This is a genomic window from Pseudomonas sp. RC4D1 (genome assembly GCF_018390395.1).
GTDB classification, from domain to species: domain Bacteria; phylum Pseudomonadota; class Gammaproteobacteria; order Pseudomonadales; family Pseudomonadaceae; genus Aquipseudomonas; species Aquipseudomonas danubii.
The window spans coordinates 72,412-89,041 of the sequence record NZ_JAHBAW010000002.1; the positions used below are offsets into that span (position 1 = coordinate 72,412).

Consider the following 16,630-nt stretch of genomic DNA (forward strand, 5'->3'; position numbering starts at 1 on the left):
AGCAAGGCCCTGCGGGCCTTTGCGCAGCCTCGCCATGGCTCGGCAGCGGCTACAGGGGATTGTGTTGCGCCGTGTTGGGGGGCAGCAATTGCACCCCCAGGTACAGGGCCAGCATGCCGTCCAGGCGCAAGGGGTCGACGCCGCTGAGTTCGGCAATCCGCTCCATGCGGTAGCGCAGGCTGTTGCGGTGAATGCCCAGGGCGTCGGCGCAGGCCTGGCTCTGGCCATCGTGGTCGCACCAGCTGCGCAAGGTCGCCAGCAACTGGCCGTTGCTGTCCTTGGCCAGCACCTTGCGCAACGGTGTCAGCAACTCGTCCAGGGCGTCGTCGTTGCGGTGGCGCCAGAGCATCACCGGCAGACGGTAGCGGTTGAGGGTCAGCAGGCGCGAGTCCGGCAGCAGGTCGCGGCCGTAGGCCAGCAGGTCACCGACCCGACGATAGCAACGGCGCAAACCGGCCAGCCCCTCAGCCTGCCCGCCCACGGCAACCCGCAGGATGTTCCAGCCCTGGCCGTCGAGTTTTTCCAGCAGGCGCGGGTTGTCCAGGCTGAAGTTCGCCGGGCGACACCAGAGCAGGGAGGTCTTTGACGAACTGACGCACCAGCTGTCCGGGTAGCGGCTCATCAGCCAGGTGCTAAGGGTCTCGACGCCCTGCCCCACGGGCTGCTCCGGCGCCAGTTCGAACAGGTAAGGGGTGCGCGCCAATTGCGGCTTGAGGCCCATCTGCCGGGCTTCATCCACCAGCCGTGGCGAGTCGCCGCTGTCGCTCAACAGCAGGGCCAGCAGATCGTCACAACGCTGGCGCCGCCATTGCTGTTCGGCCTGTTGGTGGCGCTGGCTCACCAGCATCTCGGCGGTCATGCGCACCAGTTCGGCGTAGGTGCGCAGCAACGCCGGATCGCCAGTGATGCCCAGCACGCCGATTAGCCGCTGGTCGTGCAGCAACGGCAGGTTGATCCCCGGCTGCACCCCCTTGAGCTGGCGCGCGGTGGGCTCGTCGATCTCCACCACCCGGCCGTTGGCCAGCACCAGTTGCGCGCCTTCGTGGCGGGTGTTGATGCGCTCCGGCTCGCCGCTGCCCAGGATCAAGCCCTGGCTGTCCATGACGTTGACGTTGTAGGGCAGGATGGCCATCGTGCGATCGACGATGTCCTGCGCCAGGTCATGATCGAGTTCGAACATAGAGGGAAGGTCCTTGGACGTTGTTCAGTGGCACAGGGTCGGCGGCCAATCGCTGTGCGCCGGCACAAAGACAGCGACCTCGGTGTGACTGAGACTCTCGGGGCGGTCAACGTTACCCTTGCACCGCAAAAAATCATAATAAAGAGAGACACTCCATGTCACAGAGCGCCGCTGCCCCACTGGCCCAGGCTGACGACAAGCACGCCGTCTACAAGCGCATCACCCTGCGCCTGATCCCCTTCATCTTCGTTTGCTATCTGTTTAACTACCTCGACCGGGTCAACGTTGGCTTCGCCAAGTTGCAGATGCTCGATGCCCTGAAATTCAGTGAAACGGTCTACGGCCTGGGCGCCGGGATCTTCTTTATCGGTTACGTGCTGTGCGGTGTACCGAGCAACCTGGCGCTGAACCGGTTCGGCCCACGGCGCTGGATCGCGCTGATGATGATCACCTGGGGCACCCTGTCCACCTGCCTGCTGTTCGTCACCACGCCGACCCAGTTCTATACCTTGCGCCTGTTCACCGGCGCCGCCGAAGCCGGCTTCTTCCCCGGGGTGGTGCTGTACCTTTCGCAGTGGTTCCCAACCTTCCGCCGGGGCCGGATCATGGCCCTGTTCATGTCGGCGATCCCGGTCTCAGGGTTGTTGGGCAGCCCGTTTTCCGGCTGGATTCTCAATCACTTCGCGGCCGGACAAGGCGGCCTCGCCGGCTGGCAGTGGATGTTCCTGCTGCAGGGCATTCCCACGGTGGTACTCGGCGCCCTGGCGTTCTTCCTGCTCAGCGACAGCTTCGCCCACGCCAAGTGGCTGACGCCGGCTGAACGCGCGGTGCTGGAGGCCGACCAGGCCGCAGACGCCGCCAACCAGCCGAAAACCGCCAGCGATTCCCTGGCGGCCGTGTTCAAGAATCCGGCGATCTGGGCCTTCGGCCTGATCTATTTCTGCATCCAGAGCGGGGTCTACGCGATCAACTTCTGGCTGCCGTCGATCATCAAGAACCTGGGCTTTGCCGACAATCTGGTGATCGGCTGGCTGAGTGCGATTCCCTACCTGCTGGCGGCGGTGTTCATGCTGCTGGTGGGCCGTTCTGCGGACCTGCGCAAGGAGCGCCGCTGGCACCTTGTGGTGCCGATGCTGATGGGCGCAGTGGGGCTGCTGATCGCGGTGAACTTCGCCAGCACCCCGGCCCTGGCCATCCTCGGCCTGACCCTCGCCACCATGGGTGCCCTCACCGGCCTGCCGATGTTCTGGCCGGTGCCCACCGCCCTGCTCAGTGCCGGAGCCGCGGCCGGTGGCCTGGCGCTGATCAACTCCATGGGCCAGATGGCCGGCTTCCTCAGCCCCTACCTGGTCGGTTGGGTCAAGGACAGCACCGGCTCCACCGATGCCGCGCTGTACCTGCTGGCCGGGGTGATTGTCGGCGGTAGCCTGCTGGCGCTGCGCATGACCCGCACCCTGAACCGCTAAGCCCCGGCAACACACCGCCCAACAACGAAAAAAGCCCGTTCGAGCCTCTGCTCCAACGGGCTTTTTCATGGCCGGCCTCAGCTCGGGGCGCCACCGTGCCGGGCGTAGTCGTGGCTGATGCTCAACTCCCCCGCCGCCGGGGCATCCAGCTCCAGCACCAGGCCGCCGGGCAAGCGGACAAAGATCTGCCAGATGCCGTCTTCCGGGACCTGCGCCACCTGATGCTCCAGGCCACTGGCTTGCACCCGCTGCAACACGGCTTCGGCCGCCTCCTGGGTGCTGAAGGCGATGTGGCTCAGTTGCGGCTCGGGGCTATCGGCCTGTTCGATGACGTGGACCAGCGCCTGCTGGTCCTGATACAGCCAGCGTCCGGGAAAGGGGAAAGGCGGACGTCGTCCCGCTTGCAGGCCCAACAGATCGGCGAATGCCTGCTGCAACGCCTGGCCCTGGGCACAGTTGAACGCCAGGTGATCGAAGCGCCAGCTCATAGCAGGCCACCGCCATCGACGTCGATCAGGCTGCCGCTGATAAAGCCGTTCTCCATGGCCAGGATAAAGGCTGCGGCGATGTCATCCGGCTGGCCGACACGGCCCACCGGCAGGCTGGCGGCGGTGCGCGCAAACATCGCCTGACGCGCCTCTTCGGACATTCCGGCATAGGCTTCGGTGGCGGTGACCCCAGGGCTGATGACATTCACCCGGCGTGGCGCCAGCTCCTTGGCCAGGTGCTTGCCCAGGGCTTCGAGGGCGGCATTGAGGGTGGTCTTGAGCACCTGTCCGGGAACCATTTTGCGTGACAGCAAACCTGAGGTCAGGCCGATGCTGCCTTGAGCCGCCAGATGGGGCAGCGCCGCCTGGACCGCGCGCCACACGCCCCAGAACTTCACCTCGAACGCCCGCTGGGCATCCAGCAGATCGGTGTCGGCCAGGGGCTTGGCGGTGATCGCCGGACCGGCACTGATCACCAGATGGTCAAAGGCGCCCACGGCGCTGAACAGATCACCGAGGCTGGCGGCGTCGGTGATGTCCACGGCGAGGCTGCGGGCCGAGGGCGGCAACTGCGCCTGCTGCCGTTGCAGGGCTTCGAGGCTGCGCCCGGCGAGTACCACCTTGGCTCCGCGTGCGGCCGCCTGACGGGCCACGGCAGCACCGATGCCGCTGCCGGCGCCAATCACCACCACGGTCTTGTGCTGCAAGCTTGGATTGGAAAGAGTCATTGCGATCACCTGGGTCATGTAAAGGTGATTGCATCTTCACAGCTTGCCAATCGAGGAAAAATCCCGCTAAAACGCAAAGATCTTTAAAGGATTTTTACTAATGAGCTCAATCCTCGACCTGGAAATTTTCGTGCGCACGGCCGATTCCGGGAGCATTTCCGCCGCCGCCCGCTCCCTGGGCATGACGGCCGCTGCGGCCAGCATCGCCCTCAAGCGCCTGGAAACCCGCCTGGGCAGCCGCCTGCTGGCGCGCTCCACCCGCAGCATGCGCCTGACCGAAGAGGGGCGCCGCTACCTGGAAAGCGTGCGTCTGGCCCTGGCCAACCTGGAGGACGGTGAACAGGCGCTCAAGCAGCAGAGCCAGGGCCTGGCCGGTGTGCTGCAACTGTCGGCGCCCTCGGATTTCGGACGCAACGCGCTGCTGCCCTGGCTTGACGAATTCAAGGCCGAGCACCCGCAACTGCGCCTGCAACTGCGGCTCAACGATCGCCATGCCGACCTGTTCCGCGACACCGTGGATGTGGCCCTGCGCTTTGGCGTGCCGGCGGACTCGAGCCTGGTGGCCCTGCCGATCCTCCCCGAACATCGTCGCCTGGTGTGCGCTAGCCCGGCTTACCTGGCCCGTTGCGGCACCCCGCAGTCCCCCGAAGACCTGTCGCACCACAGTGCCCTGCTCTACCTGCGTAACGGCCAGCCCTATGACAGCTGGCGTTTCAGCCGTGGCGACGAGACTCGCGAGGTGCCCGTGCGCGGCGACTACCTGTGCGACGACGGCGAAGTGGCCCGGCGCTGGGCCCTGGCCGGCCACGGCATCGTTTACAAGGCCCGGCTGGACGTGGCCGAGGACATTCGCGCCGGGCGCCTGGTGCCGCTGCTCGGCGACTGGCAAGGGGAACTGGCGCCGTTCAATCTGCTGTGTCCCCATCGCCTGCAGGTTTCCGAGCGGGTGCGCCTGCTGCACAGCTTTGTGTTGCAGCGCTGTCGGGCGCTGTGCCCGTGTTGAGCGCCGGTCCAGGGGCGGCTGGCCGCTGCGCGGTTCGCCGGCAAGCCGGTTCCTGCGCAAAGTCCTTGCAGGCGATCTCACGGACCTCTTTGCCGAAAAGCCGACCCCGGCGAGGAGGCGCCATTCAGGCATTGCGCTAGCCCGGCGTTGTGGTATTTGATGGTCGCCCCCCCATGGCCGGAGATGCCCCGGCCACCCTTCTAGCACAAGGATTTCGCCCATGAGCTATCGCACCCTCGGCCACTCCGGTCTCAAGGTTTCCAGCCTGACCCTGGGCACCATGATGTTCGGCGAGCAGACCAGCACCGAAGACTCGCTGCGCATCATCGACAAGGCTTGGGACCAGGGGATCAACTTCATCGACACCGCGGACGTCTACACCCAGGGCCGCTCCGAGGAAATCGTCGGTGAAGCCATCGCCCGCCACCGCCATGAGTGGGTGCTGGCGTCCAAGGTGGGGTTCGGCCCGGTGGACGGCCTGCCCAACCGCAGCGGCCTGAGCCGCAAGCACATCTTCAACGGCATCGAGGCCAGCCTGACCCGCCTGGGCACCGATTACCTGGACATCTACTACCTGCACCGCGAGGACCACAACACCCCGCTGGAGGTGAGCCTCTCGGCCATCGGCGACCTGCTGCGCCAGGGCAAAATCCGCTACTGGGGCCTGTCCAACTACCGCGGCTGGCGGATTGCCGAGGCCATTCGCGTGGCCGACCAGTTGGGTGTGGACCGCCCGGTCATCAGCCAGCCGCTGTACAACATCGTCAACCGCCAGGCCGAGGCCGAGCAGATCACCGCGGCCAAGGCCTATGGCCTCGGCGTGGTGCCTTACAGCCCTCTGGCCCGTGGCGTGCTCAGCGGCAAGTACGCGCCGGACGTGGCCCCGGACAGCGGCAGCCGCGCCGGACGCCAGGACAAGCGCATCCTGGAAACCGAGTGGCGGGTGGAATCCCTGCGCATCGCCCAGCAGATCCAGGCATACACCCAGGGCCGCGGGGTCGGCATCGTCGAGTTCGCCATCGCCTGGGTGCTGAACAACCAGGCAGTGAGTTCGGCGATTGTCGGCCCGCGCACCGAAGCCCAGTGGGACGCTTACACCCGGGCCCTTCAGGTGAAGATCAGCCCTGAGGACGAAGCCTTCATCGACGCCCTGGTGACCCCGGGGCACGCCTCGACCCCGGGCTTCAACGATGTGAGTCATTTCGTCTCCGGTCGTTTTCCGCACCTGGGCTGAACGCTGCCGGTGGCGGCGCAAAGGCGCGCGCCACCGGCCTTGGGCTCAGCAGGCTCGGCGGCACTGTGGCCATAAACGAGAAAAAATCCCGCCGCGATGGCGCAATCAGAGCAAAAAACTCGCGCCTGACCCTCTATATTCCCCCTCGCTTCTCCCCCCTATTTCTATGTGTCCCGAGCGTTCGGGTATTACGAGGACAGTGTGTCTAAAGGAATTGCGTTATCGGTCCTGGCGTCGGTGCTGTTTGCCGTCATGTATTTCTACACCTCCCTGCTGACGCCCCTGACCGGGGTGGAGATTTTCGGCTGGCGGATGCTGCTGACCCTGCCCTGCATGACCCTGTTCATGATCTTCAGCGGCGAGTGGCACCGGGTCGGCCAAGTGCTGCGCCAGGTGGCAAGCAAACCGCTGCTGAGCTTGGTGCTGCTGCTGTCGTCGGCCCTGGTGGGGGTGCAGCTCTGGCTGTTCATGTGGGCGCCACTCAACGGCTACAGCCTGGATGTGTCACTGGGGTACTTCCTGCTGCCGCTGACCATGGTCCTGACCGGACGCATCGTGTATGGCGAGCGTCTGTCGCGCCTGCAGAAAGTGGCCACGCTGCTGGCCTGCCTCGGGGTGCTCAACGAGCTGTATCAAGTGGGCAGTTTTTCCTGGGCGACCCTGGTGGTGGCCGTGGGCTACCCGGTGTATTTCGTCCTGCGGCGTCGCCTGGGCACCGATCATCTGGGTGGCCTGTGGCTGGACATGGCGCTGTTGATCCCGGTGGCACTGTGGTTTGTGCAAGGCGGCGAACAGGGATTTGCCGTGGTGGACAGCCATCCCGGCCTATACCTGCTGATTCCTCTGCTGGGGGTGATCAGCGCCTCGGCGCTGGCGTGCTACGTCATCGCCAGTCGCTTGCTGGCCTTCAGCCTGTTCGGCCTGCTCAGTTATGTGGAGCCGGTGTTGCTGCTGTTTGTCGCCCTGCTGCTGGGGGAAAGCATCAAGGCCGGGGAATGGCTGACTTACATTCCGGTCTGGCTGGCGGTGCTGGTGCTGGTGCTCGAAGGGGTCAGGCACCTGCTGCGCCAGCGCCGCAACTGATCGACGCGCCCGCATGGGCCTGGGCAGGCCAGGTTCGGGCGCCGCTGGGGATCAGGGCTTGATCTGCTTGAGCTCATTGAGCAGGGCCAGCAAGGCCTGCATCTTGTCCTCGCCAAATTGCTGCTGGATTTTCTGGTAGTTGATTTCCATGTCGCCGCTCATGGACTCGAAACACGCCTGGCCCTTATCGGTCAGGGTGATGAACAGGCGGCGCTGGTCTTCCGGGGATTTGCGGCGGCTGACGTACTCGTCACGCTCCAGGCGGGTCAGCACGCCGGTCATGCTCGGCGGCAGGATGCAGGCCATCTTTGCCAGTTGGTGGCTCTCCAGCTCACCGTTCTGGCGCAGGATGCGGATGACCCGCCATTGCTGCTCGGTCAAGTCGTGCTGGTTCAGCGAGGGGCGGAAAAAGGCCATGGCGGCCTCACGGGCCTGCAACAGGGTCAAGGTCAGGGACGGTCTGGGTGTGTTCATCGAGGCATCGGTCAAGGGCTGGGAAACAAAGGCGGAAACATTAACACATTCACTATCGCCAACCGACAGGCAATATAAAGCCCGATCAGGCAGGACCTGATCGGGCTCTGTGTTCAAGCCTGCCGAGGGTTACTCGGTGGCCAGTACCCCACGACGCACCTGGTCGCGTTCGATCGATTCGAACAGTGCCTTGAAGTTGCCCTCGCCGAAACCATCGTCGCCTTTACGCTGGATGAATTCGAAGAATACCGGCCCCATCAGGGTTTCCGAGAAGATCTGCAGCAGCAGGCGCTTGTCGCCAGCTTCCGAAGAGCCGTCCAGCAGGATGCCGCGGGACTGCAACTCATTGACCGGCTCGCCGTGGTTCGGCAGGCGGCCTTCGAGCATCTCGTAGTAGGTTGCCGGCGGCGCGGTCATGAAGCGCATGCCGATCTTCTTCAGCGCGTCCCAGGTCTTCACCAAATCGTCGGTGAGGAAGGCCACGTGCTGGATGCCCTCGCCGTTGAACTGCATCAGGAACTCTTCGATCTGCCCGGCGCCCTTGGACGATTCCTCGTTCAGCGGGATGCGGATCATGCCATCCGGAGCGGTCATGGCCTTGGAGGTCAGGCCGGTGTATTCGCCCTTGATGTCGAAGTAACGGATCTCGCGGAAGTTGAACAGCTTCTCGTAGAAGCCGGCCCAATAGGCCATGCGCCCGCGATACACGTTGTGGGTCAGGTGGTCGATGATCTTCAGGCCGGCACCCGGTGGGTTGCGGTCCACGCCTTCGAGGAACACGAAGTCGATGTCATAGATCGAGCTGCCTTCACCGAAACGGTCGATCAGGTACAACGGCGCGCCGCCGATGCCCTTGATTGCCGGCAGGTTCAACTCCATCGGCCCGGTTTCAATGTGGATCGGCTGGGCGCCCAGTTCCAGGGCACGCTTGTAGGCCTTTTGCGAATCCTTGACCCGGAACGCCATGCCGCATACCGACGGGCCGTGTTCAGCGGCGAAGTACGAGGCGACGCTGTGAGGTTCGTTGTTGAGGATCAGGTTGATCGCACCCTGGCGGTACAGATGCACGTCTTTTGAACGATGGGTCGCGACTTTGGTGAAACCCATGATCTCGAAGATCGGTTCGAGGGTATTGGGGGTAGGCGATGCGAATTCGATGAATTCAAAGCCCATCAGGCCCATTGGGTTTTCGAAGATATCTGCCATGGTTGGCGCCTCATCATATTTTTAGAATTAACGGATCGTTAGTTGCTATCAATGCTGAGGAAAGAAGGTGGTGCGCAGGAGATGCCCCGCACGCTGCGGGCGAGGAAGTCACCGTAGATCAGTTGAAACCCGAGAATCTTCATTTCGACCCTGTCTTACAGGCTGGGGGACGAGGCTTCTGCTGCCAGAAGACTTTATTATTGTATGCGTAACCGGATTCTACACAGCGTAAAAGCCTTTGTCCGCATTCTCTATAAAATCGCCTTTTTCGCCTGGCCCGCAAGGGGTTTGTTGCACTGGTAGATGCCGCCGAGAATCAACACCCCGCCCAATCCCATCACCAGGCTCAGTTGCTCTCCCAGCAACAGTGCGCCCAGCAGCACTGCCGTCAGCGGGTTGAGGGCAATGAACACTCCGGAGCGGGTGGCACCGATGCGTCGCAGGCCGTCGTAGTACCAGATGTAGGCCAGCGCGGACCCCAGGACGCCCAGGTACAGCAGGCTCAAGCCCTGGCTCAGGTCCAGGCGGGCAATGGCGTGCAGGTCGAACTCGCCCCGGGCCAGGGTTGCAACCCACAGCATCAGGGTTCCCATCAGGATCGAATAGGTAACGGTCTGCAACGGGCCAAGGTGCTGATTGAGGCCTTTGGAACACAGCGAGTACACCCCCCAACCCAGGACGCAGCCGAGTATCAGCAGGTCGCCATACCAGCCCCCTGCCCCGGCAGCCAGGGCCGAAGGATCGCGACTGCAGATCACCAGGGCCGCGCCACTCAGGCACAACAGGATGCCCAACAACTTGCGCCGGCTCAGGCGTTCCCTGAACAGTGCCCAGGACGCCAGGGCAATCACCGCAGGATTGAGCGCCACGATCAAGGACGCCCGCGAGGCGTTGACCTGTTGCAGGCCGAGGAAGAAGCACAGGTTGTAGAAGAAGATGCCGAAGAACCCCAGGAGCGCCAGTTGGCCGAGCTGCTTGAGGCTGGGTCGGGCCAGGGCAATGCGCGCCACCGCCATGAAGCCAAGCAGGGCCAGGCTGGCGAGCAAGAAGCGCAGGCTGGCAGCCAGCAAGGGCGAAAGCCCACCGGCCAGGTAACGCCCGGCGACGAAGGTGCCGCCCCAGATCATGGTCACTGCCGCCAGTTTGCAATAGACCGCCAGGTCCCCGTGATCGGCCGCCAGGGGGCCGCTAATACCGCTTTCATTCATGTTCATGCTGCTCGGTGGCTGTGGATTTGTGCTGTGAGATCATTCTTTGTCTAATAGCCCATCATCGTAAAATGAGCTTTTACTCATGACCCTGACCCAATTGGAGATCTTCTCCCGGGTGGCCGAACTGGCGGGTTTTACCAGCGCCGCCACGCGCCTGGGCATCACCCAGTCGGCCGTGTCCCACGCCATCAAGTCCCTGGAACAGGAACTGGGGGTCGAACTGTTTCGCCGCCATCAGTCCCAGGTCGAACTCACCGATATTGGTGGCCAACTGTTGCTGCGGGCCCGGGCCATGCTGGGGCTGGCGGCGACCTTGGAACAGGAGGCCGCCGATGCTCGGGGCATGAAGCGCGGCACCTTGCGCATCGGCTCCTTTGGCCCCACTTCCTCCATGCGCCTGTTGCCATCCATCCTCGAGGAGTACCGGCGCGAGCATCCGGGAATCGAGGTGCATATCGACGAGGGGCCGGATCGCCAGGTGCTGCAATGGCTGGAGGAGCGACGGGTCGACGTGGGCTTCGTGGTGTTGCCCGAGGAGCGTTTCGACACCTTCGCCCTGATCGAGGACCAGTTGATGGCGCTGATTCCCGCAGGCCATGCCCTGGCCCGGGAGCAAGAGATCCGCCTCGAACAGCTGTGTCACGATCCCTTCGTGCTGACCGAAGCCGGCTCGGCCGAGCTGGTTACGCGCTTGTTCATCGGCGCCGGCCTGAGCCCCAACATCCGCTACCGCAGTTCGCAACTGCTCAGCACCCTGGAAACCGTGGCCCGGGGTGACGCCTTGAGCATTCTGGCCGAGCTGTCCTTGCCCCCGACTGCGGACGCCCGCTATGGGAGCAAGCCTCTGTCGCCGCCGGTGCGGCGCCAAGTGGGGATCGCCGTGCTCGATCGGCGCCAGGCATCGCCGGCGACACTGGCCTTCATCCAGCATGCGCAACGTCTGTATCGTCATCCAAAGCCGTCTATCCTGCGATGATCCAGACAACGTCAGGAGGCTGCCGCCCCCGCTGCCGCAGCCAGACGCTGGCCCGCCCCTCCTCCGCCACAGGTTCGATCCATGCCCCTGACCGCCAAAGGTCCGCTCAAGCGTTCTACCCGCAGACTCTGGACAGTGTTGGCGATTGTGCTTCCCATCGGACTGGGGGCCGTCATTTTCTACGCCCAGGCCGAACGAGCGCTGGTGCGCAGCAGCCTGGAAACCGCCGAGGAAGCCATCCGCCAGTTCGACCTGATGCTGGACAACACCGATATTGCCGCCAGGGCCCTGCTGCCCCAGGCAGGCCTGGAGTGCGACGAGGTGCGGCAACTGGCCCTGAGGGACCAAGTGACTCGCCGACCATTCGTGCGCTCGACCAACCTGGTGTGGCGCAACAACAACTATTGCAGTTCATTGCTGGGCAGCTATCCGGTGCCCCTCGATCCCCGGGATTACGTTGACGGCCGGCTCTGGCTCATGAATGGCAATCCCGTCACCCCCAACACCGCGCTGCTGGTCTACCGCTTGAGTGAGGGGGAGCGCTCGGCCCTGGCGACCATCGACGGTTATCACCTGACCAACGCCCTGCGCCTAATCAGCCGCTTCGCCCATTTGCGACTGCAGGTGGGCGAGCATTGGCTGTCCAGTGATGGCGGGGTCCACGACGGCGCACCGCCACTGGCAGCAGTGGCCCCCCAGCATCTGAGTTCATCGCGTTATCCCTACAGCGTCAGTACAGGATTTCCCGAGGGGGACATCTGGAAATACATGAAAAGCCAGTACCCGGCGTTGTTCAGCCTGCTGGTCTTTCTCGGTGCCGGCGCTGGTGTCCTGGCCCACTGGTTGCAGAAGCGCTCCGCCTCTCCCAGCCATGAATTGCGCCGGGCACTGGAAGCCCGAGAGTTCATTCCATACTTTCAGCCGGTGGTGCGCGGTGACACGCTGCAATGGGCCGGCATTGAAGTGCTGATGCGCTGGCAACATCCGCGAGAGGGACTCGTGCGTCCGGACCTGTTCATCCCTTTCGCCGAACATTCGGGGCTGATCGTGCCCATGACCCGTTCGCTGATGCAGCAGACGATGCAGGTGCTGGCTCCCCACGCCGCCGGCTTCACCGATGGTTTTCATATCGGCATCAACATCACTGCCAGTCACTGCCATGACTTGCAGTTGCTGGAGGACTGCCGGGAGTTTCTCGCCGCCTTCCCTCCCGGCAAGGTGATCCTGGTGCTGGAGTTGACCGAACGCGAACTGATCGAGCCCACGGCCACCACCCAGCAGCTGTTTGCCGCTCTGCATGAACTCGGGGTAATGATCGCCATCGACGACTTCGGCACCGGGCATTCCAGCCTGGGTTATCTGCGTCAGTTCAATGTCGATTACTTGAAGATCGATCAAAGCTTTGTCGCCATGATCGGTGCCGACGCACTGTCGCTGCATATACTCGACAGCATTATTCAACTCTCGGCCAAACTCGATCTGGGCATCGTCGCCGAAGGTATTGAAACTGCCGAGCAGCGGGATTACCTGGCGGCTCAAGGCGTGGATTTCCTGCAGGGTTATTTATTTGGGCGCCCCATGCCCAGTGCAGAATTTGTTGCGGCCCTGGCGCGCCATTAAATAGCCATACCAGAACATTAAGTGCTCGACTACGGTAACTCGGGATACGCACCAATTTGATTCAATTGGCAAATACAGGCTTGAACAAGAACAACCTGATTTACTCTCGTGCCATTAACTACTACAATTTTTCCCGCCTGTACAAGATTCACAGGTAGGCCACTTAATCGAGCCTTAACCGGCTTATGGCTTATAGCTTTGTTTGTGGTTTGTATCAGCCAAAATAGACTATTGGAGTGAAGATATTGTCCAGACTTGCTGAATTTCGTGCTGCAGAAAAAGCACTTCAAGAACAGCTCGCGCAGCTTGAATCCCTGAAGAACGACGCCGGCCTCAAAAAGGAAATCGAGTTCGAAGAGAAACTTCAGGCCCTGATGAAATCCTATGACAAGAGTTTGCGTGACATCATCGCAATCCTTGATCCCAACCTGGGCAAAAGCGGCCTGCCACAAGCCAACGCCCCTAAACAGCGCCGCGCACGCGTGGTGAAGGTCTATCAGAACCCGCACACCGGTGAACTGATTGAAACCAAGGGCGGCAATCATCGCGGCCTGAAAGCCTGGAAAGAACAGTACGGTGCTGCCACTGTGGATTCCTGGCTGCGCGCTTGAACAAAGCCGCCACCTGAAAAAGGCCCTGCATATGCAGGGCCTTTTACATTGATAAGAATATTCTTATTACGACTTGAATCTAAGGGAAGATCCAGCCCAACCGATGGCAATCAGCCATCCCGCGATAGGCCTTGCTATAAAGCCAGCCCCCAAAGCAACTACTCGCTTAATGCCTTTCTCGAAAACGAACTCGCTACACGCGAAAAGCAAACCGACTGTTTCAGATTTTTCCTTAAAGTTTGAGGCTATTTCGTACAGCCAGTATCTGATCCTGACTATCGGCATAAGCCGCCGCCTGACCGGCGTATGAAAGTACATAAGCCTTATCCTCATCCAGTGCCGCCACCAGTGTTTGCGACAACACATGTCGCCCATTCTGGGTAATGGTACAAGTGGTCTCCAGAGCGTCCAGACGACTCAACTGCGCAGCATGAATCTTGTTACAGACACTCTGATATCCACTGCGGGCAAAGTCCTTCTGCACTGACTTGCGCATCTCTAGCAATACCCCTTGAAGATTGACTACATGCCCACGTTCCACCTGGGTCATGGTCAACTCCATGACCAGTTGCGGATTGCCCGCGGCATCGTTCTTCACCGCCCGCTGCCGGGAAACCTGGGCAGCCTGATCCGCCTCCTGGACCGGCACTGGCTCCACAGTCCAGCCCTCGGGCCAGGCCACCTCCGGTTGCGCCTGGACAACGCCCGCAAACATCAACAGCAAAACGGCCACAGCCTGGGTTCTAAGCGACTCGATCATGGATTGGCACACTAAAGAAACTGGCCTTGAAGTCTGAGCCCGGCGCCAGGAATGGGCAATAGATCAGGAGCTTTGGGTTTGGCGCCATCCTGTCCAGTTGCGTATCATTGCCCGCTTCCAAGGATGTCCTAACCATTGCCAGACAAGGACTTCCCCGCCCTCGCGGGCAGCCTTTGCCGCACTTTCTTCTGGAGGGCCCATGAGCCTCAACGAACTCAACACTTTCCCTGGCGTGACCGCCCAACCGGACGCAGCCACTGCTCGTTTCGTCTTCAACCACACCATGCTGCGGGTCAAGGACATCACTCGCTCCCTGGACTTCTACACTCGGGTCCTGGGCTTTTCCCTGGTGGAAAAACGTGATTTCCCCGAAGCCGAATTCAGCCTGTACTTCCTCGCACTGGTGGACAAGTCACAGATTCCGGCCGACGCTGCGGCCCGTACCGAATGGATGAAGTCGATCCCCGGGATTCTCGAACTGACCCACAACCACGGCACCGAGAACGATCCGGATTTCGCCTACCACAACGGCAACACCGACCCGCGTGGCTTCGGCCATATCTGCATCTCGGTGCCGGATATTGTCGCCGCCTGTGAACGTTTCGAGACCCTGGGCTGCGACTTCCAGAAGCGCCTGAATGACGGCCGCATGAAGAGCCTGGCCTTCATCAAGGACCCGGATGGCTACTGGGTCGAGATCATCCAGCCAGCGCCGCTGTAACCCGATGCAGGTGCAGAGCTGGCCTGCGTAGGAACTGGATTGCCAGCGAACGCATCCGCAAGGACTGCGCCAGGCCCAACAGCCTCTTCACTGGCAAACCGGCGCCGACCCAGGCAGCCATAAAAAAACCCCATGAGCCAGGCTCATGGGGTTTTGTTTTTTCAACGGTCGATCAAGCCGGTGCGGATGTACGGATCAAGTGATCGAATGCACTAAGGGAAGCCTTGGCGCCCTCGCCCACCGCAATCACGATCTGCTTGTAGGGCACTGTGGTCACGTCTCCGGCAGCAAATACGCCGGGCAGCGAAGTCTCGCCACGGGCATCGACGATGATCTCGCCACGAGGCGACAGTTCTACCGAGCCCTTGAGCCAGTCGGTGTTGGGCAACAGGCCGATCTGCACAAAGATGCCTTCCAGGTCCACCGTGTGGAATTCACCCGAATCGCGATCCTTGTAGGCCAGGCCGGTGACCTTCTGCCCATCACCCTTCACTTCACTGGTCAGGGCACTGGTGATGACCTTGACGTTGGGCAGGCTGTACAGCTTGCGCTGCAACACGGCGTCGGCCCGCAGCTTGCTGTCGAACTCCAGCAAGGTGACGTGGCTGACGATACCCGCCAGGTCGATAGCCGCTTCGACGCCGGAGTTACCGCCACCAATCACCGCCACCCGTTTGCCTTTGAACAGCGGACCATCGCAGTGCGGGCAGAAACACACGCCCTTGGCCTTGTACTCCTGCTCACCCGGCACACCCATTTCACGCCAGCGGGCACCTGTCGCCAGGATCACCGACTTGGCCTTCAGGCTCGCGCCGCTTTCAAACTGAATCTCATGCAGGCCGCCCACTTCCTTGGCCGGCACCAGGGCACTGGCTCGCTGCAGGTTCATGATGTCGACGTCGTATTGCTTGACGTGCTCTTCCAGTGCCGCGGCCAGTTTTGGCCCTTCGGTCTCTTTCACCGAAACAAAGTTCTCGATGGCCATGGTATCCAGTACCTGGCCGCCGAAGCGCTCGGCCGCGACCCCGGTACGAATGCCTTTACGAGCGGCGTAGATGGCTGCCGAAGCACCGGCTGGACCGCCGCCGACCACCAGCACATCAAAGGCCTCTTTGGCGTTGAGCTTCTGCGCTTGCTTCTCTACCGCACCAGTGTCGAGTTTGGCGAGGATCTCTTCCAGCCCCATGCGGCCCTGGCCGAAGTTCACGCCATTGAGGTAGACACTGGGCACCGCCATGACCTTGCGCTCATCGACTTCGGCCTGGAACAGCGCGCCGTCGATCGCCACATGACGGATGTTCGGGTTGAGCACCGCCATCAGGTTCAAGGCCTGGACCACGTCCGGGCAGTTCTGGCAGGACAGCGAGAAGTAGGTTTCGAAGTTGAACTCGCCTTTGAGCGAGCGAATCTGCTCGATCACTTCAGCGCTGGCTTTCGATGGATGGCCACCCACTTGCAGCAGGGCCAGCACCAGGGAAGTGAATTCGTGGCCCATGGGAATGCCGGCGAAACGCAGGCTGATATCGCCTCCCGGGCGATTCAACGTGAACGACGGCTTGCGCCCATCGGTACCGTTGTCGAGCAACGTAATCTGGTTGGAAAGACTGACAATGTCTTTGAGTAACGCGAGCATTTCCTGGGATTTCGCACCGTCGTCGAGGGAGGCGACGATCTCGATCGGCTGGGTGACCCGTTCCAGGTATGACTTCAACTGAGCTTTAAGATTGGCGTCCAACATACGGGCGATTTCCATGTTCTGAATAAAGAGATGGTTCGGTAAAAAAAAACGCCCGAGCGAATCTCGCCCGGGCGTTTTGGGGGCGGTGCAGCTGACTTAAGTGCGGATCACCGCCCTTGGGTAATGCATGG

16 protein-coding genes are annotated in these 16,630 nt (G+C 62.0%); 8 read left to right on the forward strand and 8 right to left on the reverse strand.

Annotation, left to right across the window (positions count from 1 at the left end):
• Positions 1-49: 49 nt before the first annotated feature.
• Positions 50-1,180, reverse strand: a complete 1,131-nt coding sequence (locus KHO49_RS15995; RefSeq protein WP_110596611.1) for a sugar diacid recognition domain-containing protein — start codon at positions 1,178-1,180, stop codon at positions 50-52.
• A 155-nt stretch (positions 1,181-1,335) separates the two neighbouring features.
• Here KHO49_RS15995 and KHO49_RS16000 point away from each other — a divergent pair, with 155 nt between their 5' ends.
• Complete coding sequence (locus tag KHO49_RS16000; RefSeq protein ID WP_110596610.1) at positions 1,336-2,646, forward strand: MFS transporter; 1,311 nt, start codon at positions 1,336-1,338, stop codon at positions 2,644-2,646.
• A 77-nt stretch (positions 2,647-2,723) separates the two neighbouring features.
• Here the strand turns inward: KHO49_RS16000 and KHO49_RS16005 are convergent, their stop codons facing one another.
• Entirely contained in the window at positions 2,724-3,134 is a 411-nt protein-coding gene (locus tag KHO49_RS16005; protein ID WP_213665309.1) for a VOC family protein, read from the reverse strand.
• Positions 3,131-3,862 carry an SDR family oxidoreductase gene (locus KHO49_RS16010; protein ID WP_110596649.1) on the reverse strand — a complete coding sequence of 244 codons (732 nt, stop codon included), beginning with the start codon at positions 3,860-3,862 and terminating at the stop codon, positions 3,131-3,133. Before KHO49_RS16010 ends, KHO49_RS16005 begins: the two co-directional genes overlap by 4 nt.
• Before the next feature lie 100 nt (positions 3,863-3,962).
• On the opposite strand from KHO49_RS16010, the gene KHO49_RS16015 reads away from it, so the two are divergent.
• The 3 genes from KHO49_RS16015 (at position 3,963) to rarD (ending at position 7,182) form a co-directional block, all read left to right on the forward strand.
• Positions 3,963-4,865, forward strand: a complete 903-nt coding sequence (locus tag KHO49_RS16015) for a LysR family transcriptional regulator (RefSeq protein ID WP_170003972.1) — start codon at positions 3,963-3,965, stop codon at positions 4,863-4,865.
• Between the two features lie 220 nt (positions 4,866-5,085).
• The gene (locus tag KHO49_RS16020; protein WP_110596607.1) at positions 5,086-6,099 is read left to right on the forward strand and encodes an aldo/keto reductase; all 1,014 of its coding nucleotides are present in this window, start codon (positions 5,086-5,088) and stop codon (positions 6,097-6,099) included.
• Positions 6,100-6,300: 201 nt separating this feature from the next.
• Positions 6,301-7,182: an EamA family transporter RarD gene (rarD, locus tag KHO49_RS16025; RefSeq protein ID WP_102882617.1), complete on the forward strand. Its 882-nt coding sequence runs from the start codon at positions 6,301-6,303 to the stop codon at positions 7,180-7,182.
• A 51-nt stretch (positions 7,183-7,233) separates the two neighbouring features.
• On the opposite strand, the gene hpaR is transcribed toward rarD, so the two are convergent.
• From hpaR to KHO49_RS16040, 3 genes are all read right to left on the reverse strand, one after another.
• Entirely contained in the window at positions 7,234-7,656 is a 423-nt protein-coding gene (gene hpaR / locus KHO49_RS16030) for a homoprotocatechuate degradation operon regulator HpaR (protein WP_102863268.1), read from the reverse strand.
• A gap of 129 nt (positions 7,657-7,785) precedes the next feature.
• The gene (hppD, locus tag KHO49_RS16035) at positions 7,786-8,862 is read right to left on the reverse strand and encodes a 4-hydroxyphenylpyruvate dioxygenase (RefSeq protein WP_102863267.1); all 1,077 of its coding nucleotides are present in this window, start codon (positions 8,860-8,862) and stop codon (positions 7,786-7,788) included.
• 251 nt (positions 8,863-9,113) lie between these two features.
• Positions 9,114-10,070, reverse strand: a complete 957-nt coding sequence (locus KHO49_RS16040) for a DMT family transporter (protein ID WP_213665966.1) — start codon at positions 10,068-10,070, stop codon at positions 9,114-9,116.
• A gap of 85 nt (positions 10,071-10,155) precedes the next feature.
• Between KHO49_RS16040 and KHO49_RS16045 the strand changes: the two genes are divergently transcribed.
• The 3 genes from KHO49_RS16045 to KHO49_RS16055 all read left to right on the forward strand — a co-directional run bounded on the left by KHO49_RS16045 (position 10,156) and on the right by KHO49_RS16055 (position 13,280).
• Entirely contained in the window at positions 10,156-11,049 is an 894-nt protein-coding gene (locus KHO49_RS16045) for a LysR family transcriptional regulator (protein ID WP_213665310.1), read from the forward strand.
• A gap of 81 nt (positions 11,050-11,130) precedes the next feature.
• Positions 11,131-12,669, forward strand: coding sequence for an EAL domain-containing protein (locus tag KHO49_RS16050; RefSeq protein WP_123394281.1), 1,539 nt, complete (start codon positions 11,131-11,133; stop codon positions 12,667-12,669).
• A 245-nt stretch (positions 12,670-12,914) separates the two neighbouring features.
• Positions 12,915-13,280, forward strand: coding sequence for a histone-like nucleoid-structuring protein, MvaT/MvaU family (locus tag KHO49_RS16055; protein ID WP_102863264.1), 366 nt, complete (start codon positions 12,915-12,917; stop codon positions 13,278-13,280).
• 232 nt (positions 13,281-13,512) lie between these two features.
• Here KHO49_RS16055 and KHO49_RS16060 read toward each other — a convergent pair whose 3' ends face one another.
• Positions 13,513-14,040 (reverse strand): DUF4946 domain-containing protein, encoded by a 528-nt coding sequence (locus KHO49_RS16060; protein WP_102882614.1) that lies wholly within the window; start codon positions 14,038-14,040, stop codon positions 13,513-13,515.
• 199 nt (positions 14,041-14,239) lie between these two features.
• Between KHO49_RS16060 and gloA the strand changes: the two genes are divergently transcribed.
• Complete coding sequence (gene gloA, locus KHO49_RS16065; protein ID WP_102863262.1) at positions 14,240-14,761, forward strand: lactoylglutathione lyase; 522 nt, start codon at positions 14,240-14,242, stop codon at positions 14,759-14,761.
• A gap of 172 nt (positions 14,762-14,933) precedes the next feature.
• Here gloA and ahpF read toward each other — a convergent pair whose 3' ends face one another.
• Complete coding sequence (ahpF, locus tag KHO49_RS16070) at positions 14,934-16,499, reverse strand: alkyl hydroperoxide reductase subunit F (protein WP_102882612.1); 1,566 nt, start codon at positions 16,497-16,499, stop codon at positions 14,934-14,936.
• Positions 16,500-16,630 lie beyond the last annotated feature (131 nt).